General features: G+C 58.8%; 19 protein-coding genes and 1 pseudogene. 4 read left to right on the forward strand and 16 right to left on the reverse strand.

Features of this window, described 5'->3' with window-relative positions:
* Positions 1-8 precede the first annotated feature (8 nt).
* From ACI2KS_RS21105 to rpsU, 4 genes and pseudogenes are all read right to left on the reverse strand, one after another.
* A pseudogene (locus tag ACI2KS_RS21105) lies at positions 9-2,966 on the reverse strand (EAL domain-containing protein); the annotation flags it as partial.
* Between the two features lie 390 nt (positions 2,967-3,356).
* On the reverse strand, positions 3,357-5,204 hold the full coding sequence (rpoD, locus tag ACI2KS_RS21110; protein ID WP_404622941.1) for an RNA polymerase sigma factor RpoD: 1,848 nt from the start codon (positions 5,202-5,204) through the stop codon (positions 3,357-3,359).
* Between the two features lie 67 nt (positions 5,205-5,271).
* On the reverse strand, positions 5,272-7,242 hold the full coding sequence (dnaG, locus tag ACI2KS_RS21115; protein WP_404622942.1) for a DNA primase: 1,971 nt from the start codon (positions 7,240-7,242) through the stop codon (positions 5,272-5,274).
* A gap of 246 nt (positions 7,243-7,488) precedes the next feature.
* Positions 7,489-7,704, reverse strand: coding sequence for a 30S ribosomal protein S21 (rpsU, locus tag ACI2KS_RS21120; protein ID WP_002551877.1), 216 nt, complete (start codon positions 7,702-7,704; stop codon positions 7,489-7,491).
* Between the two features lie 196 nt (positions 7,705-7,900).
* Between rpsU and tsaD the strand changes: the two genes are divergently transcribed.
* Positions 7,901-8,926: a tRNA (adenosine(37)-N6)-threonylcarbamoyltransferase complex transferase subunit TsaD gene (gene tsaD / locus ACI2KS_RS21125; protein WP_404622943.1), complete on the forward strand. Its 1,026-nt coding sequence runs from the start codon at positions 7,901-7,903 to the stop codon at positions 8,924-8,926.
* Between the two features lie 53 nt (positions 8,927-8,979).
* On the opposite strand, the gene plsY is transcribed toward tsaD, so the two are convergent.
* Positions 8,980-9,549 (reverse strand): glycerol-3-phosphate 1-O-acyltransferase PlsY, encoded by a 570-nt coding sequence (gene plsY, locus ACI2KS_RS21130; RefSeq protein WP_404622944.1) that lies wholly within the window; start codon positions 9,547-9,549, stop codon positions 8,980-8,982.
* A 74-nt stretch (positions 9,550-9,623) separates the two neighbouring features.
* Between plsY and folB the strand changes: the two genes are divergently transcribed.
* Both folB and folK read left to right on the forward strand, forming a co-directional pair.
* The gene (gene folB, locus ACI2KS_RS21135; protein WP_404622945.1) at positions 9,624-9,977 is read left to right on the forward strand and encodes a dihydroneopterin aldolase; all 354 of its coding nucleotides are present in this window, start codon (positions 9,624-9,626) and stop codon (positions 9,975-9,977) included.
* On the forward strand, positions 9,968-10,501 hold the full coding sequence (gene folK / locus ACI2KS_RS21140) for a 2-amino-4-hydroxy-6-hydroxymethyldihydropteridine diphosphokinase (protein ID WP_404622946.1): 534 nt from the start codon (positions 9,968-9,970) through the stop codon (positions 10,499-10,501). Before folB ends, folK begins: the two co-directional genes overlap by 10 nt.
* A 97-nt stretch (positions 10,502-10,598) precedes the next feature.
* Here the strand turns inward: folK and ACI2KS_RS21145 are convergent, their stop codons facing one another.
* The 11 genes from ACI2KS_RS21145 to ACI2KS_RS21195 all read right to left on the reverse strand — a co-directional run bounded on the left by ACI2KS_RS21145 (position 10,599) and on the right by ACI2KS_RS21195 (position 24,679).
* Positions 10,599-11,828 carry a multifunctional CCA addition/repair protein gene (locus ACI2KS_RS21145; protein WP_404622947.1) on the reverse strand — a complete coding sequence of 410 codons (1,230 nt, stop codon included), beginning with the start codon at positions 11,826-11,828 and terminating at the stop codon, positions 10,599-10,601.
* 65 nt (positions 11,829-11,893) lie between these two features.
* Positions 11,894-13,456, reverse strand: a complete 1,563-nt coding sequence (locus ACI2KS_RS21150) for a SpoVR family protein (protein WP_404622948.1) — start codon at positions 13,454-13,456, stop codon at positions 11,894-11,896.
* On the reverse strand, positions 13,453-14,724 hold the full coding sequence (locus tag ACI2KS_RS21155) for a YeaH/YhbH family protein (RefSeq protein WP_404622949.1): 1,272 nt from the start codon (positions 14,722-14,724) through the stop codon (positions 13,453-13,455). The genes ACI2KS_RS21150 and ACI2KS_RS21155 overlap by 4 nt, the downstream gene beginning before the upstream one ends.
* Positions 14,725-14,840: 116 nt before the next feature.
* A complete protein-coding gene (locus ACI2KS_RS21160) occupies positions 14,841-16,763 on the reverse strand; it encodes a PrkA family serine protein kinase (RefSeq protein WP_404622950.1) in 1,923 nt (640 codons plus the stop codon).
* A gap of 288 nt (positions 16,764-17,051) precedes the next feature.
* The gene (gene glpE / locus ACI2KS_RS21165; RefSeq protein ID WP_404622951.1) at positions 17,052-17,372 is read right to left on the reverse strand and encodes a thiosulfate sulfurtransferase GlpE; all 321 of its coding nucleotides are present in this window, start codon (positions 17,370-17,372) and stop codon (positions 17,052-17,054) included.
* 56 nt (positions 17,373-17,428) lie between these two features.
* Complete coding sequence (locus ACI2KS_RS21170; protein ID WP_404622952.1) at positions 17,429-18,310, reverse strand: symmetrical bis(5'-nucleosyl)-tetraphosphatase; 882 nt, start codon at positions 18,308-18,310, stop codon at positions 17,429-17,431.
* Positions 18,310-18,690 carry a Co2+/Mg2+ efflux protein ApaG gene (gene apaG / locus ACI2KS_RS21175; RefSeq protein ID WP_404622953.1) on the reverse strand — a complete coding sequence of 127 codons (381 nt, stop codon included), beginning with the start codon at positions 18,688-18,690 and terminating at the stop codon, positions 18,310-18,312. The genes ACI2KS_RS21170 and apaG overlap by 1 nt, the downstream gene beginning before the upstream one ends.
* A 119-nt stretch (positions 18,691-18,809) precedes the next feature.
* Positions 18,810-19,616: a 16S rRNA (adenine(1518)-N(6)/adenine(1519)-N(6))-dimethyltransferase RsmA gene (gene rsmA / locus ACI2KS_RS21180; RefSeq protein ID WP_404622954.1), complete on the reverse strand. Its 807-nt coding sequence runs from the start codon at positions 19,614-19,616 to the stop codon at positions 18,810-18,812.
* Positions 19,613-20,602, reverse strand: coding sequence for a 4-hydroxythreonine-4-phosphate dehydrogenase PdxA (gene pdxA, locus ACI2KS_RS21185; RefSeq protein ID WP_404622955.1), 990 nt, complete (start codon positions 20,600-20,602; stop codon positions 19,613-19,615). Before pdxA ends, rsmA begins: the two co-directional genes overlap by 4 nt.
* On the reverse strand, positions 20,599-21,921 hold the full coding sequence (locus tag ACI2KS_RS21190; protein ID WP_404622956.1) for a peptidylprolyl isomerase: 1,323 nt from the start codon (positions 21,919-21,921) through the stop codon (positions 20,599-20,601). The genes pdxA and ACI2KS_RS21190 overlap by 4 nt, the downstream gene beginning before the upstream one ends.
* Complete coding sequence (locus ACI2KS_RS21195; RefSeq protein WP_404622957.1) at positions 21,902-24,679, reverse strand: LPS-assembly protein LptD; 2,778 nt, start codon at positions 24,677-24,679, stop codon at positions 21,902-21,904. The genes ACI2KS_RS21190 and ACI2KS_RS21195 overlap by 20 nt, the downstream gene beginning before the upstream one ends.
* A 129-nt stretch (positions 24,680-24,808) precedes the next feature.
* Between ACI2KS_RS21195 and ACI2KS_RS21200 the strand changes: the two genes are divergently transcribed.
* On the forward strand, positions 24,809-25,837 hold the full coding sequence (locus ACI2KS_RS21200; RefSeq protein WP_404622958.1) for an aminoglycoside phosphotransferase family protein: 1,029 nt from the start codon (positions 24,809-24,811) through the stop codon (positions 25,835-25,837).
* Positions 25,838-25,870: the final 33 nt, after the last annotated feature.

Genomic DNA, 25,870 nt, shown 5'->3' on the forward strand with positions numbered 1-25,870 from the left:
GCGGCGGATTATAACGATGGTTTCCGTGCTGTGCTATCCGAAAAGTCCGAAACAGTCATACGAAGAAAGGTCGCGCAGAATTCTTCCGGGCGCAGGGGCAGGCTGACGATGTAGCCCTGGATTTGCTCGCAGCCTTCATCGGCGAGAAATTGCTGTTGCTCGAGGTTTTCCACACCTTCGGCGATGACGGTGAGCTGCATGCTGCGCCCCAGCGCGATGATGGCTCGCACGATGGCGGCATCGTGGGGGTCGTCGGGCAGGCCGCGGACGAAGGACTGGTCGATCTTGAGGATGTCCAGCGGCAGACGTTTGAGGTAGCTCAGTGAGGAATAACCGGTACCGAAGTCATCGATGGCCAATTGTACGCCCAGCTTTTTCAGGCGATGCAGCACTGAAAGTGCCTCCTCGGTCTGCGACATGATGAAGTTTTCGGTGATTTCCAACTGCAGCAGGCCGGGTTGGAGTTCGTACTGGGTGAGCAGTTGTTCGATACGGGTGACCAGATTGGGCTGGCGCAGTTGCGCGCCTGCCAGGTTCACCGAGAGTGATCCGAATACGTCATAGGTCTGATTCCATTGATGCAATTGCCGGCAGGCTTTTTCCAGCACCCATTCGCCGATCTGCAGGATCATGCCGTTCTCTTCGGCCAGAGGAATGAAGCGCTCGGGTGGGACATCTCCGAAAGTGGGGTGGCTCCAGCGGATCAAGGCCTCGGCCCCGACCAGCCGCTGTGTCAGCAGACTGACCTTCGGCTGGTAGGACAGACTGAATTCATTACGTTCGATCGCCCGGCGCAGTTCGTGCTCCAGCGCGATGCGTTCGCTGGCCTGGGCGGTGAGGTCACGGGTATAGCCTTCAACCCGGTTGCGACCCTTGGCCTTGGAGCGATACATGGCGGCATCGGCGTTCTTGATGAGGGTGGCCACGTCCGCACCGTCGGTTGGGAACAGTGCCGTACCGATGCTGGTACTGATGAAAAACTCGTGTTCTCCGGCCTGGAAGGGGGCAGAGAAGCTGTTCAACAGTTTGGTGGCGATGGCCTCTGCATCGGTCGCGGTTTGTAGTCCGGGGAGCAATATGATGAATTCATCCCCGCCCAGACGCGCGACGGTGTCGATGTCGCGCAGACTGTCCTTGAGGCGGTGAGCGATCCCCTTGAGCAGCAGATCACCGACCGGGTGGCCGAGACTGTCGTTGATGTGTTTGAAGCGGTCCAGATCGAGAAACAGGACTGCGCCCAGGCTGTCCGCTTCCTTGCTGTGCACCAGGGCGGCATGCAGGCGACTTTCAAACAGTGTGCGATTGGGCAGGCCGGTCAACGGGTCGTGATGCGCTTGATAATCCAGCCGCGCCTGGGCCTGTTTGAGGCTGGAGATGTCGGCAAACACGGCGACGAAGTGCGTGATGAACTTGTCCCGGTTGCGCACCGCGCTGATGGTCAGCCAGCTTGGGTATATTTCGCCGTTCTTGCGCCGATTGCTGATTTCTCCCTGCCAATGGCCCTCGGCCGTGAGCTGGTACCACATGGCGGCATAGAACGCGCTGTCGTGCAGGCCCGAGGCGAGCAGACGCGGGGTTTCGCCGATGGCTTCGTCCTCGCTGTATCCGGTGATCTCACTGAAGGCGCGGTTGACAGCGTTGATGCGTTGGCGAGTGTCGGTGATCAACACGCCTTCGGCGGTGCTCTCGAAAACGGTCGCGGCCAGTTGCAGCTTCTCCTGCATCTGATGGCGCTCGGTGATGTCCCGGGCAATGGTCAGCATGCAGTCTTCGCCGCCGATGGGCAGCGGGCGCGATGAAATTTCGCACAGCCTTATCTGACCGTCCCTGCGCCGAATATGGCTGGTGAAATCTTTGACGAAGCCGTCGCGACTCAGTTGCTCAAGCAGTTGCTGGCGTTCGTTGAGATCGACCCAGATTCCCAGATCGAGCGTTGTGCGGTCCAGCGACAGCGAGCTGTGATAACCGGTAATGCGGCTGAAACCGTCGTTGATTTCAACCAGCAATCCATCGCTTTGTCGTGAGATGAGCAGGCCGTCCGGTGAAGAATGGAAAGCCTTGGCGAATTTTTCCTCTGACAGCTGTAGTTGCTGCTGGGCTTCCTTGAGCGGGGTGATGTCGCGCACGACCAGCACCACCGCGGGCGTTGAATCCAGATCGAAAGGCTCGGCGGACAACAGGCCGGTAAATGTGCGTCCGTTACTGCGGCGAAATGGCATTTCCAGATTGCGGATACTGCCTTTCTGCAGGCGTTGCAGCAGGCTCGGGCCGATGTCCGGGATGCCCCAGATGTTCAGGTCGCCGGGTGTGCGTCCAATGACATCCTCGGCGTCCAGACCGATCTGTTCGACGAACGCCTGGTTCGCTTCCAGGAAGCAGCCGTCGGAGAGTCTGGCAATGACCAGAATGTCCGGGCATTGATCGAACACCGAGGCAAACTTGCCCTCGGACAGCCGCAACGCTTCTTCGGTCTGTTTGGCCTCGCTGATATCGATCATCAACCCGCGCATCACCGGCTCACGGCCGTAGGTGATGAGGCTCACGATATCGCGTACCCACAACACCCTGCCGTCTGCGCAGATGACGCGGTAGTCCAGGCTGTGGTCGTTGCCCAGGGCTGTCTGCTGATCGCAGTAACGTTCTGCGTGCTCCAGATCGGCAGGGTGCACGATGCTGCGCCAGAAACCAGGTCGTCGCCATTGATGGACAGGGTAGCCAAGCAGGTTCTCGGCGTGGGGCGAGACGTAGTTATATGAATAGTCGTGTGTATTGGCTTCCCATGCGATGGCCGACAGGCTTTCGATCATGCCGCGATAGTGATATTCGCTGCTGCGAAGCTCCTGTTCCAGAGCAACGCGACGGAAAATCTCCGAGCTCAGGCGTCGATTGATACGCACGACAATCGCCAGAACCGTCGACAGCAGCAGCAGGCCTGGCAATCCATAAAGCAAGAAGTCCCGCCAGAACCTGGGCGGTTCCGGGGCAGGGTATGCCTGCGCCTCGACACCGTCCTCAGAATCGGATGGCTGGTTGAATGCCAGCGTCTGACGTTGGCTGGTGTCACTTATCCCTTCGATGTCGGGCGCTGCAGTATCCGTACTATGCACTGCGTCCTCGTGCATGCCCTGCCAGGCTGTTTCCCCTTGGGGAAAAGCCTGAGCGTCAACGGTTGTCGACCCCATCAAGCACAAGAAAACAATGGCCGGCATCCAAAACATGGCAGCCTCAGTAGTTTCAATGGTGAGAATGTGTCGAGTGTAGCCGTGCTGGAGGAAGGTGGCACACCGCCAAAATCTTATTCTTCAGAAACGCAAAACCCCCGGCACTGGCCGGGGGTTTTGTTGAGCGCGTTTTGCTTACTCGTCCAGGAACGAACGCAGGTGTTCGCTTCTGGTCGGGTGACGCAGCTTGCGCAGCGCCTTGGCTTCGATCTGACGAATACGCTCACGGGTTACATCGAACTGCTTACCGACTTCCTCGAGAGTGTGGTCGGTATTCATGTCGATGCCGAAGCGCATACGCAGCACCTTGGCTTCACGGGCGGTGAGACCCGAGAGGACTTCACGCGTTGCTTCCTTGAGACTCTCAACGGTAGCGACATCGATTGGCGACTGCATGGTCGAGTCTTCGATGAAGTCACCCAGGTGCGAATCTTCGTCATCACCGATCGGAGTTTCCATGGAGATCGGCTCTTTGGCGATCTTCAATACCTTGCGGATCTTGTCCTCAGGCATTTCCATGCGTTCGCCCAGCTCTTCCGGCGTCGGTTCACGACCCATTTCCTGCAGCATCTGACGGGAAATGCGGTTGAGCTTGTTGATCGTCTCGATCATGTGCACCGGAATACGGATGGTGCGAGCCTGGTCGGCAATCGAGCGAGTGATCGCTTGACGGATCCACCAGGTGGCATAGGTCGAGAACTTGTAACCACGACGATATTCGAACTTGTCCACAGCCTTCATCAGGCCGATGTTGCCTTCCTGGATCAGATCGAGGAATTGCAGGCCGCGGTTGGTGTACTTCTTGGCGATCGAGATCACCAGACGCAAGTTCGCCTCGACCATTTCTTTCTTCGCCCGGCGGGCCTTGGCCTCGCCGATCGACATGCGACGGTTGATGTCCTTGATTTCAAGGATGGTCAAGCCGGTTTCTTCTTCCAGGGCAGTCAGCTTCTGCTGGCAACGCTGAATATCGACCTGCAGACGACCAATGGCTTCGGCGTATTTGCTCTTGCCTTTGGCCAGTGCGTCGGTCCAGCTCTGATCGACTTCGTTGCCAGGGAACTGGCGCAGGAAGTCGGCACGCGGCATACGTGCATCACGAACGCACAACTGCATGATCGCGCGTTCTTGTGCACGCAGACGCTCAAGAGCACCACGGACACGCTCGACCAGGCCTTCAAACTGTTTTGGAACCAGTTTGATCGGCATGAACAGTTCAGCCAGAGCCAACAGCTCTGCGCTGGCCTGCTTGCTGCCGCGACCGTGCTTTTTCAGAGCCTTGATAGCGATTGCCATCTGATCCGCAACGGCACCGAAGCGCTGCGCCGCAATGACTGGGTCCGGGCCGCTTTCGGCCTCTTCCTCGTCGTCGGCATCGGCAGACTCTTCGTCGTCGTCTTCAGCGCCTTCGGCCTTTTCGGCTTTCGGGTCGACTGGCGGCGGAACCTCGGCAGGCGGCGCAATGCCGTCGTCCGGGTCGATATAACCGCTCAGGACGTCGGAGAGGCGGCCACCTTCGGTGGTGACGCGAGTATATTCCGAGAGAATGTGCTCGACCGTGCCCGGGAAGTGCGCAATTGCGCCCATCACTTCACGGATGCCTTCTTCAATACGTTTGGCGATTTCAATCTCGCCTTCACGTGTCAGAAGCTCGACCGTACCCATTTCACGCATATACATGCGCACGGGGTCGGTTGTGCGACCGATGTCGGTTTCGACTGCCGCCAACGCTGCGGCTGCTTCTTCAGCAGCCGCCTCGTCGGTGTCAGCTTCGGCCAACAGAAGGGCGTCCGCATCCGGAGCACTCTCGAATACGTTGATCCCCATGTCGTTAATCATGCGGATGATGTCTTCCACCTGTTCCGGATCTGAAATATCCTCCGGCAGGTGGTCGTTGACCTCCGCGTAAGTCAGGTAACCCTGCTCACGACCGCGGCTGATCAACTCTTTGAGGCGAGACTGCTGTTGCGCTTTTCCGGACATAACACCCTATCCACTGAAGGTCTTGGCGGGCAAAAAACAAGCCGGGGATTATACCCGAGCTAGGACCTCACGCGCCAGTTGAGGTCGGGGTTTGTGCAGGAACTTTGCGATTTAACAGGTTGAGTAGCTGAACTTTTTCCTCTGCGCTCAACCCGGTCTGCCGTTCCTTCCTGATCAATTGATCTAGGCTTCGCTCGCGTTGGCGGGCGGACAAGCTAGTTATAGTGTCGAAAAACTGTTGTTCAAGGTTATCGGCCGAGATCAGCCATTCCTTTTCCGCTAATTGCCTTAATAATCGTCCCTGGTCAGTTCCGTGCCAGCGGGCGATCAGTTGCAGCGACCGCAGCTTCGGATTTTTCTGCAGGGCTTCGAGCAGTGCGACCAGCAATTGAGAGTAGACGTTGTCTTCTGCCGCAAAGTGACTGGTGTCTTCCACTTTCTGCGACAGATCAGGGTGATGCAGTAGCGTCCTGAGTGCGGTCAGCGTTGGTGGTTCAACGGTTGCCGGTGTGCGTGGGGCGCGTGGCTCGAAGTCCGCACGCTTACCGTTCTTGTCCCACTTCTTGCCTTTGTCCCAGGGTTTGTTTTCCCATTTCTTCTGTTGCCCGCCTGGCGCTTGTGGCGTCCAGTCCTGCTGCGGCTCGTACGCGTTATGCGCCGGGTAGTCGCCGTAATCCGCGACCGAGTCGTAGTCAAAACCGGGGTCATAGGTCGGCGGTGCTTCAGGCGGCGCAGTTTGCACCAGCTGATTCACCGCGGCTGTGTCCAGGCCGGTGATTTCCTTGAGGCGTCGACGCATTAATTCGCGCAGGTTGGCACCGGGGACCCTTTCGATCAGCGGTGCCGCCAGGGTGACCATGTGCGCCTTGCCCTCCAGCGAGCGAGGGTCGGCTTCCTTGGTCAGTTGCTCAAAGAAGTAATCGGCCAGCGGTTGAGCGTGCTGGTTGATCCTTGCCTTGAATGCATCTGTGCCTTCGGCGCGTACCAGAGTGTCCGGGTCTTCGCCTTCAGGCAGAAACAGAAACCGGGCCCGGCGGCCATCCTGCAAGCTGGACAGTGTCGCTTCCAGTGCGCGCCAGGCTGCGTTACGCCCGGCCTGGTCACCGTCGAAACAGAACAGTACGTTCGGTACCACGCGAAACAGCCGTTTCAGATGCTCTTCGCTGGTAGCGGTACCCAGTGTGGCTACGGCATTGCGCAGGCCTTGCTGGGCAAGCGCGATCACGTCCATGTAGCCTTCGACAACAATGATCTCGTCGAGGTTGCGATTGTATTTGCGCGCCTCGAACAGCCCGTAGAGTTCCTGACCCTTGTGAAACACCGGCGTCTCGGGCGAGTTCAGGTACTTGGGCTTGTCATCGCCCAGGACCCGGCCGCCGAAGGCAATGACCCGGCCACGGCTGTCGCGGATGGGGAACATCACCCGATCGCGAAAGCGGTCGTAGCGTTTGCCGGTTTCCGCATTCTCGATCAGCAGGCCGGCGTCGATCATTGCCTTCTGCTGAAGCGTATCGCTGCTCAAGTGCTTATAGAGGTTGTCCCAGCCGGGCGGGGCGAACCCGAGGCCGAAGTCGCGGGCAATTTCGCCTGAAAGTCCGCGACCCTTCAGGTAGTCCACCGCTGACTTTCGCGTCGGGTGGCTTTTCAGGGCGGCGCGGTAAAAATCGGCAGCGGCTGTCAGAAGCGGGTAGAGCGGCGAATCAGTGGGTTGTCTGGGCTTTTGCCCTTTGACGCCCTGTTCACGGGGTACTTCCATTCCGGCGGCTTTGGCCAGATCCTCGACCGCCTGGGGAAAATCCAGGTTGTCGTGATCCATGATGAAGCCCAGGGCGTTGCCACCCGCGCCGCAGCCGAAGCAGTAGTAGAACTGTTTATCAGGGCTGACGCTGAACGACGGTGTCTTTTCCTTGTGGAAAGGACAGCAGGCGCTGAAGTTCTTGCCGGTCTTTTTTAATTGGACGCGCGAACTGACAACATCGACGATGTCGGTGCGGTTCAGGAGGTCGTCAATAAAACCTTGGGGAATCAGTCCGGCCATGGCGTTCTCATCATCAGGCGCCCCGCCAGAAAGATCGTGGCGAATCCAAAGCGTAACGACGGTTGCTTGGTCAGTGTAGACGGGTCAACGCGGCCTGAATCAGGCTGGAAGAGTTCGACGGGGAGTGTCTCGGTCGCATCTGCGGCGTCGACAGCCTCTGTCTATGTTGCTTGAGGCTAGATCTGCAACTGCCGACAGCCCGGCTTTAGGGCCGGGCATGGCAGAAGCTTGCGACGAACGTCTGTATTAATACAGACGAACGGCGCGGCGCTGTTCGCGCTGAACTTTCTTGGCGTGACGCTTGACAGCGGCAGCTGCCTTACGCTTACGCTCAGAAGTCGGCTTCTCGTAAAATTCGCGGCTACGAACTTCAGCCAGAACACCGGCTTTTTCGCAGGAGCGCTTGAAACGACGCAGAGCTACGTCGAAGGGTTCGTTCTCTTTAACTTTGACGGCTGGCATCCAGAGCTACCTTCATTCATTACCGGGGTCAACGCCTCGTGCAACGCTTGCACTAAGTACGTCGGTTTTTAAGGGTTGCGGATGTTAACCCCTAGTTGCGAGGAATGCAAAGCCTCTGATCGAAAACCGCTGGTCGCAGGCATGAGCGGCGACTATTATGCGCGCCTTCGAATTTGGCCTCTACAAGGCGTACCCCATGCTAGTACTGGGTTTGGAAACCTCCTGCGACGAGACCGGCGTTGCGCTTTACGACAGCGAGCGCGGTCTGCTCGCCGATGCATTGTTCAGCCAGATCGAGCAGCATCGCGTCTATGGCGGCGTGGTCCCGGAGCTTGCCTCTCGCGACCACGTCAAACGCATGCTGCCCTTGATCCGTCAGGTGTTGGCCGAGGCCGACTGTGCCGCGACCGAGATCGATGCCATCGCTTATACAGCGGGTCCGGGCCTTGTCGGTGCTCTGCTGGTGGGTGCTTCCTGCGCGCAGGCGCTGGCCTTCGCCTGGGACATTCCAGCGCTCGGCGTGCACCACATGGAAGGCCACTTGTTGGCGCCGATGCTGGAGGCACAACCACCGCAGTTTCCGTTCGTCGCTTTGTTGGTTTCCGGTGGGCATACGCAGCTGGTTCGTGTCGATGGCATCGGTCTGTATGAGCTGCTGGGCGAGACGCTCGATGATGCAGCCGGTGAGGCATTCGACAAGACCGCCAAGATGATGGGGCTCAATTATCCGGGTGGGCCGGAGATTTCACGCATGGCCCTCAGCGGCGTGCCGGGGCGTTTTACCTTTCCGCGGCCGATGACTGATCGCCCGGGCCTGGATTTCAGTTTCAGTGGCCTCAAGACCTTCTCCCTGAACACCTGGCAGCAATGCCAGAGCGCTGGGGACGACAGCGACCAGACCCGTTGCGACATCGCGCTGGCCTTCCAGCAAGCGGTGGTGGAGACTCTGACGATCAAGTGCAAGCGAGCGTTGAAGCAGACTGGCCTCAAGCGTCTGGTGATCGCCGGTGGCGTAAGTGCGAACAAGGCGCTGCGTCATTCCCTGGAGCAGATGCTCGGCGGCCTGGGGGGCAATGTCTACTATGCACGCCCCGAGTTTTGCACCGACAACGGGGCCATGATCGCTTTTGCAGGCTGTCAGCGTCTGCAGGCAGGCCAGAAGGAAAGCCTGAGCATCAGTGTCCAGGCGCGCTGGCCGATGGAGCATTTGCCGGGGCTGTAGGTAGTGTTTTGTCTGTGAAAAAGGCTCGAATGAGCCTTTTTCACCTTATGCATTCAGAAATGCCGTTCGCGCCCGGCAAACAGGTCGCGTAGATTGCCGCGATGCCGCCAGACGATCAGCAGCGTCAGAAGGCTCACGGGCAGTAGTACATGAGGCGCTTGCCAGGCCAGTAGCGGCAGAATCAGTGGCGTGGCGATCAGTGAGGCGAGCGAGCTGGTACGGGTCAGGTAGAACGTGAGCAGCCAGGCAGTGATTGCCAGCATGGCCGCGGGCGGGTACAGGGCCAGGAGCATGCCGGCGGCGGTCGCGACGCCCTTGCCACCGCGGAAGCGAAAATACAGCGGAAACAGATGGCCGAGCACCGCACAAAGCCCGATCCAGGCTTGCTGTCGCAGGTCGAGCCCTATCCAACTGGCTATCAGTACCGGGATCAACCCTTTGCAGACATCGCCAATGAGGGTCAGGATAGCGAGCTTCTTGCCGGCCAGGCGCAGCATGTTGGTTGCGCCTGCGTTGCCTGAGCCACTGGCGCGCGGGTCCGGACTGCCGGCGATGCGGCTGAGCAGGATGGCGAAGGACAGCGAGCCGAGCAGGTAGGCGAGGATCGCCATTAACCAAAACATGCTAACCATTCCGGGCGGGGATGCCTTGATTCTAACGGCGCATCGCGCCCTTGTCGTGCAACGGAGAGAAAGGCTTGGACAGAGTTTTCATTGAGGGTCTGGAGGTCGATACGGTTATCGGCGCCTACGACTGGGAGCGTGGCATTCGCCAATGCCTGCGTCTGGACCTGACTTTTGCCTGGGACAATCGGCCCGCCGCGGCCGGGGATGATCTGAGCAAGGCTCTGGACTACGCCAGCGTCAGCGCACGCATCCAGGCGTTCGCCGAAGTCTCCCGATTCCAGCTGGTTGAAACCTTCGCCGAGCGTCTGGCCGAAGTGCTGATGAGTGAATTCGGTATTCCCTGGCTGCACCTCAAACTGACCAAGCCGGGAGCCGTACCCGCGGCCAGGGGCGTGGGTGTGGAGATTGAGCGCGGATGTCGCTGACACGGATTTTCCTGGGCCTGGGGAGCAATATCGACCGGCATCAGCACCTGTGCGCCGGACTCGACGCGCTGGCTGGCTTTCTGACCGACATGACCTGTTCGCCGGTATTTGAAAGTCACCCGGTGGGTATCAAAAGCGGGCCGTTTTTCAATCTGGTGGTCTGCGCCCTGACCGATCTGCCGCTCATGGAGCTGGATCGCCGATTGAAATTCATCGAAGCCGATAACGGTCGCTACGCCCCGGATCGCAAGGGCTTGCCCCTGGATATCGACGTGCTGCTGTATGGCGAGCAGGTGGGTGATTTCGACGGCCTGATCCTGCCTCGCGCCGAAATCCTCAAGAATGCGTTCGTGCTGTGGCCGCTGTCACTGATTGCCCCTGAGCGCCTGCACCCGGGTGTCCGTATCCCGTTTGCCCGGCTGTGGGCGGAGGCCAGTATCGACCAGCAGCTCTGGCCCGTGACGTTTGAATGGCGGGGGCAGCAGTTGACCCCTGTATCCTTGCTCCAGGTCGGTCCTGTGTAGGCGTTAGCTTGCTTGCGATTGCTTTGCGCCAGTTAACGCAGCATTGGCTGACGAAACCAATCGCGAGCAAGCTCACTTCTACAGGGTTGTGTTCACTTCACATCTGATACGACGCCTTGTACACCATCAGTGTGTCCAGCCGCTCGCGCTTGAGCGCCTCCCCCAGTTCCTGCCCCTGATAACCCTTGTCCAGCAGGGGTTGCACGGCGACCTGTCGGGCGGCTTCGGCAGCGCCGCGCAGGTATTGGGCCTGTGGATAGCTGCGATCCTCGAAACCCTTGCGACCACGGGCATCCATTTCGCAGGCGACGATGAATTCCTCGAATCGTTGCGGACGGCGGTACACGTCAAAGCTTTGCAGCAACTCGAGCAGCGTCGATGGCTTCAACTCCAGCGCGCGATGGCCATGCGTGTGGTATTGACCGACCAACAGCGCCAGTTCCTGACAATCCCTGGGCACCTTGAAGCGCAGGTTGACTGCCTTGATCGCCTTCAGGCCCCGGTGCTCGTGGGCAATGTGCCTGGGCCATTCTTCCTCCGGCGTGAGCCCCTTGCCCAAGTCGTGGAGCAGACACGCCCAGCGCACGCTCAACGGCTGGCGATGAATCGCCGCCTGTTGCAGGACGCTCAACACATGCAGACCGGTATCAATCTCCGGATGGTGAGCCTCAGGCTGCGGCACCCCGAACAAGGTATAGATCTCCGGCATCAGTACCTCGAGCGCACCGCAGTCACGCAGCACTTCGATGAACACCTGCGGTTCGCGCTCCATCAGCGCGCGGGAAATTTCTTTCCAGCTGCGTTCCGGTGTCAACGCTTGCAGTTCGCCTGAGCCGCTGAGCTGTCGCATCAGGTCCAGGGTTTCAGGGGCAATGGTGAAACCGTCTGAGGCATAACGAGCGGCGAATCGCGCAACACGAAGGACACGAAGGGGATCTTCGGCGAATGCCGGCGAAACATGGCGTAAAATCCGCAACTCAAGATCGCGCTGGCCATGGTAGGGATCGGTCAGATGGCCGTCTTTGTCTTCGGCGATGGCGTTGATGGTGAGGTCGCGACGGATCAGGTCTTGTTCAAGTGTTACGTCAGGAGAGGCGTGAAACACGAAGCCGCCATACCCGCGCCCAGTTTTGCGCTCGGTGCGCGCCAGCGCGTATTCCTCGCCAGTCAGCGGGTGCAGAAACACCGGGAAGTCCGTGCCGACCGGGCGATAGCCCTTGATCAGCATGTCATCGGTGGACGCGCCGACCACTACCCAGTCGGTGTCAGCGACCGGTTTACCAAGCAGGCGATCGCGCACAGCGCCGCCAACTTTATAGATCTGCATAGAAAGAACCTCCGTAAGCGCGACAGGATAAACCTTACGTCGTGCTTGCGGAGGGGCTTTATGTCTTATAGATGAACGACGGCCAAGTCGAGCCTGGGATATTCACTGTCAGCGTGTTCGCTTCTCGGTGGCACATGGTGAGTTTTCATGACTTGATCGCCTTGCAGCGTCTCAAGATGGATGTCGAAACCCCATAGGCGGTGCAGGTGTTTCAATACTTCGTCGGTCGAGTCGCCCAGAGGTTTGCGGTCATGTTGCTGGTGCCGCAGGGTCAGTGAGCGATCCCCGCGGCGATCGATGCTGTAAATCTGCACGTTGGGCTCGCGGTTGCCCAGGTTGTACTGCGCGGCGAGGGTTTCGCGGATGATCTTGTAGCCGGGTTCGTCATGGATGGCAGGAACCAGCAGATCGTCTTTTTGATCGTCATCCAGAATGCTGAACAGCTTGAGATCCCTGATCACTTTGGGTGACAGGTACTGCAGGATGAAACTCTCGTCCTTGAAGCTGCTCATCGCAAACTTGACCGCCGTCAGCCAGTCGGTACCGGCGAGGTCCGGAAACCAGAGGTGATCTTCCTCGGTGGGGTGTTCGCACATCCGCCGAATGTCCTGGTACATCGCGAAACCCAGGGTATAGGGGTTGATGCCGCTGTAGTAAGGGCTGTCGAAGCCAGGCTGAAACACGACGCTGGTGTGGGACTGGAGAAATTCGAGCATGAATCCGTCAGTCACCAGGCCTTCGTCATACAGGTCATTCATCAACGTGTAATGCCAGAAGGTTGCCCAGCCTTCATTCATGACCTGGGTCTGGCGTTGTGGATAGAAATACTGGGCGATCTTGCGCACGATGCGCACCACTTCACGCTGCCACGGTTCCAGCAAAGGTGCATGCTTTTCAATGAAATACAGGATGTTTTCCTGGGGTTCGGCAGGGAAGCGCGCGTTGTCCTCCTTGTCGTTCTTGCTAGTGTTTTTCGGAATGGTCCGCCACAGATCGTTGATCTGTTTTTGCAGGTGTTCTTCGCGATCTTTCTGACGGCGGCGTTCTTCCTCGGCCGAAATAGGGTAGGGCCGTTTATACCGGTCGACGCCGTAGTTCATGAGCGCATGGCAGGAGTCGAGCAGGTCCTCGACGGCATCGATACCGTGGCGCTCCTCGCATTGCATGATGTACTGCTTGGCGAAGACCAGGTAGTCGATGATCGAGCTGGCATCGGTCCAGGTGCGAAACAGGTAATTACCCTTGAAAAAGCTGTTATGGCCATAGCAGGCGTGTGCCACGACCAATGCCTGCATGCAGATGGTGTTTTCTTCCATCAGATAGGCGATACATGGGTCGGAGTTGATGACGATCTCGTACGCCAGACCCATCTGCCCACGTGAGTAGGATTTTTCGGTGCTGAGGAAATGTTTTCCGTAGGACCAGTGGTGATAACCCAGCGGCATGCCGACCGACGCATAGGCGTCCATCATCTGCTCGGCGGTGATCACCTCGATCTGATTGGGGTAAGTGTCCAGGGCATAACGCTCGGCGATGCGGCTGATCTCCCGGTCATAGGCCTGGATCAGTTCGAACGTCCACTCTGAACCCGTGGATAAGGGTTGGCGTTTCTGCTCTCTACCGGTCATGTCACTAACCTGCGCTGGAAGAGTTCACGGAATACCGGATAAATGTCACCGGCAGAAACCAGCTGCTGCTGGGCAAACGTGTCGGCGAATGCCTCGCCGATGCGCTCATATTCGAACCACAGCGCCTGATGCTCACGTGGAGTGATCTCGACGTAGGTGTAGTACTGCACAAAAGGCATGATTTGCTTGATCAGAATGTCGCGGCAGATCGGCGAATCATCGTTCCAGTTGTCACCGTCCGAAGCCTGCGCTGCGTAGATATTCCATTCATTGGTTGGGTAGCGCTCAGCCATGATCTCCTGCATCAGCTTCAGGGCGCTGGAGACGATGGTGCCGCCGGTTTCGCGTGAATAGAAAAACTCTTCCTCGTCGACCTCCCGGGCACTGGTGTGGTGGCGGATGAACACCACCTCGATCTTGTCGTAATTACGCTTCAGAAACAGGTAAAGCAGGATGAAGAAGCGTTTGGCGATGTCCTTGGTCGCCTGGGTCATGGAGCCGGAAACGTCCATCAGGCAGAACATGACGGCCTTGGAACTGGGGTTGGGCTGTTTGACCAACAGGTTGTATTTGAGGTCGAAGGTGTCCAGGTAAGGCACGCGGCGGATACGCGCCTGCAGGCGTTCGGCTTCTATTTCCAGCTCCTGGATATCGCCGAAATTGTCAGGCTCCTCGCGTTTCATGCGCTCGAGTTCGGCCTGGATTTCTCGCAGTTTGGCCCGGCTGCTGCCGGACAGCGCGATACGCCTCGCGTGGGCAGAGCGTAGGGTGCGGATGATATTGATACGCGAGGGATTGCCTTCGTTGCTGATGCCCGCGCGAACGGTCTTGAAGGTGTCGGTGCCGCTCAGGTTGCGCTTGACCAGATTGGGCAGTTCGAGGTCTTCGAACATGAATTCGAGGAATTCTTCCTGGGTGATCTGGAACACGAACTCATCCATGCCTTCGCCGGAGTTGCTAGCCTTGCCAGGCCCCTTGCCACCGCCGCCACCTTGTGGACGGGCGATATGTTCACCGGAGGTGAATTCCTTGTTGCCGGGGTGGACGACGGTCTGTTTGCCGCCGCGCCCATGGTGAAGCACCGGTTCGTCGATATCGCGACCGGGAATGCTGATTTGCTCGCCGTGTTCCATGTCAGTGATGGAGCGGCGACTGACCGCTTCTTCGACTGCCTTTTTGATGTGGTCTCGGTAACGACGCAGAAAGCGCTGCCGATTTACCGTGCTCTTGTTCTTGCCATTGAGACGTCGGTCGATCACATAGCTCATAGGCCCTCCGGGCAGCTACAAGTAAAGAACAGCTAAAAGCTGCAAGCTGGACCGGGGCATGCACAGAAGGCTGCCCAGCTCAGCTTGCCGCTTGAAGCTTGTAGCTCACAGCTGCTTCATTGGGACTTCCTGACGCGCAGGTACCACTCGGAGAGCAGGCGTACCTGTTTGTCGGTGTAGCCCCGCTCGACCATTCGGGTGACGAAGTCGTTGTGTTTCTGTTGATCCTCTTTGCTGGCCTTGGCGTTGAAGCTGATAACCGGCAGCAGGTCCTCGGTGTTGGAGAACATCTTCTTCTCGATCACCACCCGCAGCTTCTCGTAGCTGAGCCAGGTCGGGTTCTTGCCATTGTTGTTGGCTCGGGCGCGCAGCACGAAGTTGACGATCTCGTTGCGGAAATCTTTCGGGTTGCTGATGCCGGCCGGTTTTTCGATCTTTTCCAGTTCCTCGTTCAGAGCCACACGGTTGAGGATCTCGCCGGTCTCTGGATCGCGGTATTCCTGATCCTGAATCCAGAAGTCTGCATACAGCACGTAACGGTCGAAAATGTTCTGCCCGTACTCGCTGTAGGACTCCAGGTAGGCGGTCTGGATCTCCTTGCCGATGAACTCGATGTAGCGTGGCGCCATGTACTCCTTGATGAAGCGCAGATAACGCTCGCGGGTTTCAGCCTGGAATTGCTCCTGCTCGATCTGCTGCTCAAGGACATACAGAAGATGCACCGGGTTGGCGGCAATTTCATGCGGGTCGAAGTTGAAGACCTTCGACAGGATCTTGAACGCGAAGCGGGTAGACAGGCCGTTCATGCCTTCATCGACACCGGCGGTGTCGCGGTATTCCTGGATCGACTTGGCCTTTGGATCGGTGTCCTTGAGGTTCTCGCCGTCGTAGACCCGCATTTTCGAATAGATGTTGGAGTTATCCGGTTCTTTGAGGCGCGAGAGTACGGTGAACTGGGCAAGCATCTTCAGGGTGTCGGGGGCGCAGTGCGCTTTGGCCAGAGAACTGTTGAACAGCAGCTTGTCATAGATCTTGATTTCATCGCTGACGCGCAGGCAATAGGGCACCTTGACGATGTAGATCCGGTCGATGAAGGCTTCGTTGTTCTTGTTGTTGCGGAAGCTGTGCCATTCCGATTCGTTGGAGTGGGCCAGCAGGATACCGGTGAACGGAATCGCGCCCAGGCCTTCGGTACTGTTGTAGTTACCTTCCTGGGTAGCGGTCAGCAGTGGGTGCAGGACCTTGATCGGGGCCTTGAACATCTCCACGAATTCCATCAGGCCCTGGTTGGCCCGGCACAGCGCGCCAGAGTAGCTGTAGGCGTCGGCGTCGTTCTGTGGATATTCCTCGAGCTTGCGGATATCGACTTTACCCACCAGCGCCGAAATGTCCTGGTTGTTCTCGTCGCCCGGTTCGGTCTTGGCGACGGCGATCTGGTTGAGGATCGACGGGTAGAGTTTCACCACCTTGAACTGGCTGATATCGCCCCCGAACTCAGCCAGACGCTTGGTCGCCCAGGGCGACATGATGGTATTGAGGTAGCGGCGCGGGATGCCGAAGTCTTCTTCGAGGATCGTCCCGTCTTCGGTGGGATTGAACAAACCCAAGGGCGATTCGAAAACCGGTGAGCCCTTGATGGCGTAAAAAGGTACTTTTTCAACAAGCTGCTTGAGTTTTTCAGCCAGGGACGACTTGCCGCCGCCCACAGGGCCGAGCAGGTAAAGGATCTGTTTCTTCTCTTCCAGGCCCTGAGCGGCGTGGCGGAAGTACGAGACGATTTGCTCGATGCAGTCCTCCATGCCATGGAAGTCCTCGAACGCCGGGTAGCGCCGAATGACCTTGTTGGAGAAGATTCTCGATAGCCGCGAGTTGGTCGAGGTGTCGAGCAGCTCAGGCTCGCCGATGGCCAGCAGAAGGCGTTCTGCGGCGGAGGCGTATGTACTGCGATCCTGTTTGCAGAGCTCAAGGTACTCCTGTAGCGAGAACTCCTCCTGGCGTGTCGATTCAAAGCGTTGTTGGAAGTGGCTAAAAATACTCATGACGTCACCTCGCTCGATACGTAGAGCCGGCGGCGGATCGTCAGTCGATGCTGGCTGCCCCCTGATCACTCAGCGGACATTTACCCCCCAAACACCATAAAAGTAGCTACCGATGACCCACGCGCCGGTGTACCGGCTCTCCCCTGATTCGGATGGCCTGAGGCTAAGGATAGTTCGGATTCGCACACAGAAAGAAGGAATGCGTGTGAACGGGGGGGGACCGTTCGTCAGTTGGAGGCGCGAACCCGCGTAGAACGCGGGGTCGCGGACTGAAAAAATATTTTTGAATCAGCCTTGCGCGGTTTCGCCCGGAAAGGTGTTTTTCCAGAGTTCAAAACCGCCATCCATGCTGTAGACCTCGGAGAAGCCCTGTCCTACAAGATAGGCTGCGGCGCTCTGGCTGGAGTTGCCGTGATAGCAGAGCACGACCAGCGGTTTGTCGAGGTCCGCGGCGCGGATGAAATCAGCAATGGAGTGGTTATCCAGATGGTGCGAGTCGGGAATGTGATTGCTGGCGAAGGTTTGTGCGTCTCGAACGTCGACCAGCACGGCGCCCTGTTCACGCAGGGCCTGGGCCTGCTCCGGCGGGATGCGTTTGAAGTCGGTCATGGCTTGGGCTCCTGGGCCGTTGGGTTCTCGAGCCGTCGAGAACGAAAAAGACAATTCTAACGCCGCGCGGCGCTTTGGTCGCCCTTGGCCGGCGCGATCGCCACTGGCGTGGACGGCATGCCGTTTTCGTTGCACTGGCAACGGATCAGCTCTTTTGTGTCGACATTGAGCATCGACATCGCGCCGCCCCACACGCAACCGGTATCAAGGGCATACACCCCGGGTTCGTTGCAGCGCCCTTCAAGCGCCGCCCAGTGCCCGAAGATGATGTTCAGGCCTTTGGTCTTGCGCTCTTTATGGCTGAACCACGGCGCATAGCCGGCGGGTGCGCTGTCCAGACCTTCCTTGCTCTTGAGGTCCAGTTTGCCGTCGCTGGTGCAGAAGCGCATGCGAGTCAGGTAGTTGGTGATCACACGCAGACGAGTGACGCCATGCAGATCCTTGTCCCACCTGGACGGCTCATTGCCGTACATACCGTCGAGAAACGGTTCGAACAGGTTGTCATCGCGCAGGGCTTCTTCGACTTCCTCGGCGCAGCGCAGCGCTTTTTTAAGCGTCCATTGCGGCGGGATCCCCGCGTGCACCAGCGCGATATCGCGTTGGGCATCGTAATGCATGAGTTTCTGCTGGCGCAGCCAGTCGAGCAGTTCGCTGGCATCGGGTGCTTCAAGGATTTCCCGAAGGGTGTCGCCTTTCTTGAGTCGTTCGATATTGCGCCCGGCCGCCAGCAGATGCAGGTCGTGGTTACCCAGCACACACACGATGGAGTCGCGCATGGCGTAGAGATAGCGCAAGGTTTCCAGCGATTGCGGACCACGGTTGACCAGATCGCCAACCAGCCAGAGTTTGTCTTTGCCAGGTTCGAACGAGACATGCTGGAGCAGGCATTTCAAGGGTTCGAGGCAACCTTGCAGGTCGCCGACCGCATAAACCGTCATCAGTGAAGCGCCCCTGGCACTGCCAGCCGGAACGGGGCGATGACGGCGTCGAAGCGTTTGCCGTCTTCGGCAAGCATCTGGTAGGTGCCTTGCATGTTTCCGACCTTGGTCGTCATCACCGTGCCGCTGCTGTATGTATGGCTTTGTCCCGCTTGAATCAGCGGCTGCTGCCCGACGACCCCCTCACCACGAACTTCTTCGACCTGACCGTCGCCGTCGGTGATCACCCAGTGCCGCGATAACAGCTTGGCTGCCAGCTCGCCGCTGTTGTGGACGGTGACGGTGTAGGCGAAGGCAAAGCGATTTTGCTCAGGCTGTGATTGTTCTGCGAGGAAGCGGGTAACGACGCTGACGTCGACCTGATAACGAGGATCGGACATGCAATAGGCCTTAAAAGCTGGGGCGGAAAAAGCCGGAAAAGCCCGGTGAAGCAACCAGTCTAGGACATGTAGCGGGTAAAAAACCAATGGGCGCTTTGCCCGTGCATGTCCTGGAGTACCTATGCGACAACAGGTTTCTCGCTGAGTTTGTCAGCCAGACGCACGAACGCTGCCAGATCGAGCTGTTCAGGGCGCAGACTTCCATCAACGCCCGACTCGGTGATTTCTTCACTGGTGAGCAGCGCCTTGAGCGTATTGCGCAGGGTCTTGCGACGCTGGTTGAAGGCTTCACGGACGACGCGCTCGAGTACACGGTGATCCTTGGCCGGGTGAGGCAAGGTGTCATGCGGCACCAGACGGACAATCGCCGAGTCGACTTTAGGGGGCGGATTGAACGCGCCCGGACCGACGTTGAACAGATGTTCCACCCGACAGTGGTACTGGACCATGATCGACAGGCGACCCCAGTCACCGCCACCCGGACCGGCTGCCAGACGCTCCACGACTTCTTTCTGCAACATGAAGTGCATGTCACGGATCAGGTGGGCGTTCTGCAACAGGTGGAAAATCAGCGGTGTGGAGATGTTGTACGGCAGGTTGCCAACCACCCGCAGGCTGTGCGGGGCGGCGTTGAGGCTGGTGAAGTCGAATTTCAGCGCGTCGCCCTGATGCAGGCTGAAGTTGGGCAGGCTGCCGAACTGCTGCATGAGGATGGGTACCAGATCCTTGTCCAGTTCCACGACATCCAGCTGCGCGCCGCTGCCCAGGAGGCCTTCGGTCAGGGCGCCCTGACCCGGGCCGATTTCCAGCATGCGGTCATCGGGCTTGGCGCGAATCGAGCGCAGGATCTTGTCGATGACGCCAGCGTCATGCAGGAAGTTCTGGCCAAAACGCTTGCGCGCCTTGTGTTGGTATTGCTCGGTCATGAATGGGTCTCGGCCATCTGATAGGCGGTTTGCAGTGCGACCTTTAGGCTGCCGGTGTCGATCTTGCCGCTGCCGGCCAGATCCAGTGCAGTGCCGTGATCCACGGAGGTGCGGATGATCGGCAGGCCAAGGGTGACGTTGACGGCAGCGCCGAAACCCTTGTACTTGAGTACGGGCAGGCCCTGGTCGTGGTACATCGCCAACACTGCGTCGCAGTGCTCCAGATATTTGGGGGTAAACAGAGTGTCGGCGGGCAGCGGGCCGCGTAAATCCAGGCCCTCGCTGCGCAGACGCTCCAAGGTGGGTTCGATGATGTCGATTTCTTCGCGGCCAAGATGACCGCCTTCGCCCGCATGCGGATTGAGGCCGCACACCAGAATGCGTGGTTGGGCAATGCCGAACTTGTTGACCAGGTCGGCATGCAGGATGCGGGCTACGCGTTCAATTCGATCCGCGGTGATGGCGTCGGCGATGTCGCGAAGGGGCAGGTGAGTGGTCACCAGCGCCACGCGCAGGTCGCCAGTGGCAAGCATCATCACCACTTGTTCGGTCTGGGTAAGCTCGGCGAGAAACTCCGTGTGGCCGGAGAAAGCGATACCACTTTCATTGATCACACCCTTGTGCACGGGGGCGGTGATCATGCCGGCGAAGTCACCGTCGATACAGCCTTGCCCGGCACGAGTGAGGGTTTGCAGCACGAACGCGCCGTTGGCCTTGTTCAGTTGCCCGGCGACCACCGGTGCCTGCAACGGGGTATCCCATACGTACAGGCTGCCAGCCGGTGCCGGCACGTCGGGCCAGGCATCGGGGGTGACACGAATCAGACTGACAGCCACACCCAGCTGTGCGGCCCGCTCGCTGAGCAGGTCGCAACTGGTGATGGCTATCAGGGGGTGCGGCTGGGACTGCGCGGCGAGCAGCAGGCAAAGGTCAGGACCAATGCCGGCTGGCTCGCCGGGTGTCAGGGCGAAACGCTGGGGTTTCACTTGGTAGCCTGGTCGGCGCCAGGCAGCTTGATTTCAACGTAGGCTTCGTCGCGAATCTGACGCAGCCAGGTTTGCAGCTCTTCGTCGTATTTACGGTTACGCAGTACGGTCATGGCCTGTTGTTCGCGAGCCTGGCTGGTGCTGTCGGTTGCGCGACGGCCCAGAACTTCCAGAACGTGCCAGCCAAACTGAGTCTTGAACGGCTTGGACAGTTCACCTTGCGGCGTTTCGTTCATGACATCGCGGAACTCCGGCACCAGGGAGCGGGGGTCGACCCAGTTCATGTCGCCGCCGTTGAGCGCCGAGCCCGGATCTTCAGAGAAGCTCTTCGCCAGCACAGCGAAGTCTTCGCCGTTCTGGATACGATCGTAAATGCGCTGTGCCAGCAACTTGGTTTCGGCTTCGCCGCGGATTTCGCTTGGCTTGATCAGGATGTGACGCACATGAACTTCGTCACGCATCTGGGTCTGAGCCTCACCGCCGCGCTTTTCCAGAAGCTTGAGGATGATGAAACCACCCGGTGTACGGGCCGGCGGGGTGACCTGGCCGGGGCTCATCGAGCTGAGCATGTCGCCGAACGGGGGCGGCAGCTGAGCGGCTTTACGCCAGCCCATGTCACCGCCGTCCAGTGCGCTTTCGCTGGCCGAGGAAGCAATCGCCATCTGCTCGAAGTTCGCACCTTGTTGCAGCTTGCCGTAAAGATCCTTGGCCTTGACTGCGGCTGCCTGGATCTGGTCCGAGGTGGCACTGTCAGGGGTAGGGACCAGGATGTTGGCCAAGTGGAATTCTTCGGAGAACTGAGCCTTGCCCAGATCCGAGGCGAGGAAGTTTTTCACTTCCTGCTCCGACACCTGGATACGCTCTGCAACCCGGCGCTGACGCACCCGGCTGATGATCATTTCCCGACGAATCTGCTCGCGTGCGCTGTTGTACGACAGACCGTCGTGCGACAGCGCGCCCTTGAACTGCTCGACGCTCATGTTGTTGCGCTGAGCGATGGTGCCGACGGCCTGGTTCAGTTCTTCATCGGTGATGCGAATGCCGGAGCGTTCGCCGATCTGCAGCTGCAGGTTTTCCAGGATCAGACGATCCAGCACCTGTGACTCCAGAGCGCTGGCAGGAGGAACGCCCTGCCCGCGCTTGGCGATGGTTTGCTGGACTTCATGGGTACGCTGGTCGAGCTGGCTTTGCATGACCACGTCGTTGTCGACGATGGCAACTACCTTATCGATGGTGCGCACTTCAGCGTGCGCAACGGTACCCATGAGCAGCGCGCCCAGCATCAGCGGGCGCAGACAATCAGAAAGCTTGGTCTTCACGTTCACGATAACCTTGGATGCCTTTGTCGAGGAAGCTTTCAACTTTTTGGCCGACTACGCCGCCCAGTCCCTTCAACACGATTTGTAGGAATACGCCGCGGTCGCCTTTCTCGTTCTGCGGTATCTCTTGAGTGGACTCGTCATAGTCGACCCAGTACCGGTTGATCAGACGCAGCTTCCAGCAGCAGTTGTCATATTCAAAACCACCAAAGGCTTCGAGGGTACGGTTGCGGTTGTAGTCAAACTGCCAGCGACCGATGGCGCTCCACTGCGGCGCGACCGGCCAGATGACCGAGAAGTCGTGCTGCTGGATCTTGTAGTAGTCCTTGATGTAGCCAGGAGTACCCGGAGTGCCGTAGTCGCCGCCGCCAACGCTCCATTTACCAGTGGTCTGGTCGTAACGGACCTGGTCGTTGCGATAGCGATAGCCGGCGTTGATGATCTTGCCGGGGTTGTCTTCAGGCTGGTAGTGAACCATTGCGCTGCCGGAGCGGGTGCTGCGGCTGTCCGGGTCCCAGTTGAAGTCCGACGATGCACGCCAGTCGCGGTTGAAGCGGTATTCGTATTCCAGCGCATACGGAGAGACGTCGGACTGTGCGTCCTTGCGGTCTTCGTAGCTGATGCCAGGCAACTGCACCTTGCGGTCGGCAAAATAGAGCGCCTGACCGATGCTGAAGCGTTGACGCTCGAAACCGTTGTCTTCGATCCAGCGGTTGGTCACGCCCAGCGACAGTTTGTTTTCGTCGCCGATGCGGTCGGAGCCGACGAAACGGTTGTCACGGAACAGCGACGCATAGTTGAACGTGGTCTCGCCGCTGTCGAAGATCGGGATGTCGGTCTGGTCTTTCTCCGGGACGTAGAGGTAGTACAGACGCGGTTCCAGAGTCTGGCGGTAATCCTTGCCGAACCAGTTGGTGTTGCGATCGAAATACAGGCCGCTGTCGACGCTGAAGATCGGTACCGAACGGTCAACGGAACTGTCGAATTTCTCATCAGGCAGCAAGGTGGCTTTGCCCTGGCCGTCCAGATCCAGATCGTATTTGGTGTAGACATACTTCAGCTTCGGCGTGACATACCCGTAGCTGGCGGTCAGCGGCAGGCTGATGGACGGTGCCAGATTCAAACGGTCGCCGTTGGAACGCGCAAGACCCTGGACGTTTTCATCCAGGCGGGTTTGCGGAATACCGTCTTCGTCAACGAAGTCGCCGTCGCGCAGATCACGATCAAAGCGCACCAGCTCAGACTCGTAGTCGAACTTGAAGCCGCCCGGGTTGAACGGCAGTGTGCCGTTCAGCGTCAGCTGAGGCAGACGGCCATATGGCGTGATCTGGGTGACGGTAGTCAGCTGATACTGCTGTACGTTCAGGCGCGCCTGGTAGGTGTCGCCGCGGTACGTCAGATCGCCTTGCTGATTCAGGTAGTCGTGAGTGCTGACGCCTTCCTGACCGCTTTTCAGGTCCTTGAAGTAGTACGGGTCACTGACCTTGGTGTAGTCGACATGAGCCGTCAGTCGTTCATCCAGACCGCTGCGGTTCTGCCAGTTGATCATCCAGCGGGTGTCCTTGTAGTCGGACTCGAGCTTGCGATCATCGTTGTCGTCGTTCAGGTAAGCGGCGCCGAACTGACCTTCACTGCTCTTGGTCAGGTAACGGAACTCGCCCTCGAGCAACAGACCACGCTTGGCCATGTACGTCGGGTACAACGTGGCGTCGTAGTTCGGCGCCAGGTTGAAGTAGTACGGGGTGAGCAACGAGAAACCAGTGTCGCTGCTGGCACCGATGGTCGGTGGCAGGAAGCCGGACTGGCGACGGTCGTCGATCGGGAAGTAGATGTACGGCGTGTACAGGATCGGGATGTCCTTTACACGCAGCGTGGCGTTGGTCGCGGTACCGAAGCCGGTGGCCGGGTTCAGGGTGATGTTGTTGCCCTTCACCGTCCAGGCGTTGCTGTTCGGTTCGCACGTGGTGTACGTACCGTCCTTGAGGCGGATGATCGCGTTTTCTGCACGACGAGCGTACAGCGCGTTACCACGCACGTTGGATTTGTGCAGCACGTACTCGGCGTTGTCGACTTTCGCTTCGCCGGTGTCCAGCTGAACCTCGGCGTGGTCGCCGACGATCAGCGCACCGTTGTCGCGCAGGCGGACATCGCCGTTGAGTTCGCCACGGTTCTCGGCCTGATGCAGGGCAGCTTCGTCAGCTTCTACCTGCATGCTGCCCTGGCGCATGACGACGTCACCGGCCAGGGTCGCGATCTGTTCTTCCTGCTGGTAACGCGAAGCCTTGGCACCGATGAATGTCGGCGCATCGCTCTTGGCGGTCTTGTCGTCCATGCCAGGGCGAATCGGTTCGATATAGGCGCCCGAGCAGTACGGACCGGTCTCTGCCAATTGGGCAGCGGTCAGCTTTTCGCGGGGAACCCAGTCCAGATGGCTGTAGTCTGCGCTGCGCGACTTCAGGCCGCGGCCCTTGGCTTCGGTGACCAGCATCGTCTTGGGCACCACTTCACCGCTGGCGGTGGTCGTGGTGTCGGTCACCGTGCTGCTGGACGAAACGCTGTTGGCGTCGTGCACTGGCCGTGGCGGCAACTGAGCTGCATTGGTTTTCGGGGAGCAATCCCAGGCGCCTGTTGCCGACACCGAGCAGTCATACTGTTCGGCTGCAACCACGTACTGGGTAGCCAGGGGTTGCATCGCCAGCAAACTGCCGGTTACGAGCAACGGAAATTTTTTACGAAACGCGGGGGATTTCAATGCCATCTTATTAGTCCGGGCTTCCTGCGCGCCATCTGCCCGCGGGGGGGCCGCACGCCTCTCGATGGGCTGAAAAAGATGTCGGATAATAAAGCATGACCCGCTTGACGGCTAGCGCCGTCGGAGACCCTTGCAATGCCAGATCAAGATGTACGCCTGCAACACCTGAAAGTTTGGCTCGATGAGCAGCTGCCGAAGTTGTTCGCCGCTCAAGGCTGGGGCGCCATACCCCCGGCCACGTTGACTGCTGCCAGTAGCGATGCCAGTTTCCGACGTTATTTTCGCTGGGAGGGAGAGGGCCACACTTTTATCGTGATGGATGCCCCACCCCCTCAGGAAAACTGCAAACCCTTCGTTGATATCGCTCATTTATTGAGCGAGTCGGGAATTAATGTTCCGAAAATTTATGCCGAAGACCTGAATCAGGGCTTTCTGCTGCTCAACGATCTGGGTCGAAAAACCTACCTGGACGTCATCGATCAACAGAACGCCGATCAACTGTTCGCCGATGCGATCGATGCGTTACTGGCTTTCCAGCAGCTGCCGATGCAGGCGCCTCTGCCCAGCTATGACGTTGCGCTGTTGCGTCGCGAGCTGGAGCTGTTCCCTGAGTGGTACGTGAAGCGGCATCTGGGCGTCGAGTTCGATCAGACCCAGCAGGCCAGTTGGCAGCGGGTCAGCCAATTGCTGATCGACAGCGCCCTGGCGCAGCCCAAGGTGCTGGTGCATCGCGATTACATGCCGCGCAACCTGATGCTCAGCGAGCCGAATCCAGGCGTGCTGGATTTTCAGGATGCCGTCTATGGTCCCGTCACCTATGACATCACGTGCCTGTTCAAGGATGCTTTCCTCAGCTGGCCTGAGGCGCAAGTGGCGGGCTGGCTACAAATGTATTGGCAGAAAGCCGGCGCGTTGGGGATCCCCGTGCAGGACGACTTCGACGAGTTCTCTCGCGCCAGTGATCTGATGGGTGTGCAGCGTCATCTGAAGGTGATCGGCATTTTTGCCCGTATCTGCCACCGTGATGGCAAGCCTCGTTATGTCGCCGATGTCCCGCGTTTCTTTGCTTATATAGAAGCCGTCCTGGCGCGTCGGCCCGAGTTGGTCGATCTGAGCAATCTGTTGACCAGTCTGGGTCAGCCACAACAAGAAGCTGTCGTGTGAAGGAATGGATGTGAAGACTGTCTTGAAGAGGGA

The organism is Pseudomonas sp. NPDC087358, assembly GCF_044900785.1.
Classification (GTDB): Bacteria; Pseudomonadota; Gammaproteobacteria; order Pseudomonadales; family Pseudomonadaceae; genus Aquipseudomonas.

Bases quoted from the DNA above. Each gene is read 5' to 3' on its own strand.
- rpoD (WP_404622941.1), bottom strand. From the start codon at position 5,204: ATGTCCGGAAAAGCGCAACAGCAGTCTCGCCTCAAAGAGTTGATCAGC.
- dnaG (WP_404622942.1), bottom strand. From the start codon at position 7,242: ATGGCCGGACTGATTCCCCAAGGTTTTATTGACGACCTCCTGAACCGC.
- rpsU (WP_002551877.1), bottom strand. From the start codon at position 7,704: ATGCCAGCCGTCAAAGTTAAAGAGAACGAACCCTTCGACGTAGCTCTG.
- tsaD (WP_404622943.1), top strand. From the start codon at position 7,901: ATGCTAGTACTGGGTTTGGAAACCTCCTGCGACGAGACCGGCGTTGCG.
- plsY (WP_404622944.1), bottom strand. From the start codon at position 9,549: ATGTTTTGGTTAATGGCGATCCTCGCCTACCTGCTCGGCTCGCTGTCC.
- folK (WP_404622946.1), top strand. From the start codon at position 9,968: ATGTCGCTGACACGGATTTTCCTGGGCCTGGGGAGCAATATCGACCGG.
- ACI2KS_RS21145 (WP_404622947.1), bottom strand. From the start codon at position 11,828: ATGCAGATCTATAAAGTTGGCGGCGCTGTGCGCGATCGCCTGCTTGGT.
- ACI2KS_RS21150 (WP_404622948.1), bottom strand. From the start codon at position 13,456: ATGACCGGTAGAGAGCAGAAACGCCAACCCTTATCCACGGGTTCAGAG.
- ACI2KS_RS21155 (WP_404622949.1), bottom strand. From the start codon at position 14,724: ATGAGCTATGTGATCGACCGACGTCTCAATGGCAAGAACAAGAGCACG.
- ACI2KS_RS21160 (WP_404622950.1), bottom strand. From the start codon at position 16,763: ATGAGTATTTTTAGCCACTTCCAACAACGCTTTGAATCGACACGCCAG.
- glpE (WP_404622951.1), bottom strand. From the start codon at position 17,372: ATGACCGACTTCAAACGCATCCCGCCGGAGCAGGCCCAGGCCCTGCGT.
- ACI2KS_RS21170 (WP_404622952.1), bottom strand. From the start codon at position 18,310: ATGACGGTTTATGCGGTCGGCGACCTGCAAGGTTGCCTCGAACCCTTG.
- apaG (WP_404622953.1), bottom strand. From the start codon at position 18,690: ATGTCCGATCCTCGTTATCAGGTCGACGTCAGCGTCGTTACCCGCTTC.
- rsmA (WP_404622954.1), bottom strand. From the start codon at position 19,616: ATGACCGAGCAATACCAACACAAGGCGCGCAAGCGTTTTGGCCAGAAC.
- ACI2KS_RS21195 (WP_404622957.1), bottom strand. From the start codon at position 24,679: ATGGCATTGAAATCCCCCGCGTTTCGTAAAAAATTTCCGTTGCTCGTA.
- ACI2KS_RS21200 (WP_404622958.1), top strand. From the start codon at position 24,809: ATGCCAGATCAAGATGTACGCCTGCAACACCTGAAAGTTTGGCTCGAT.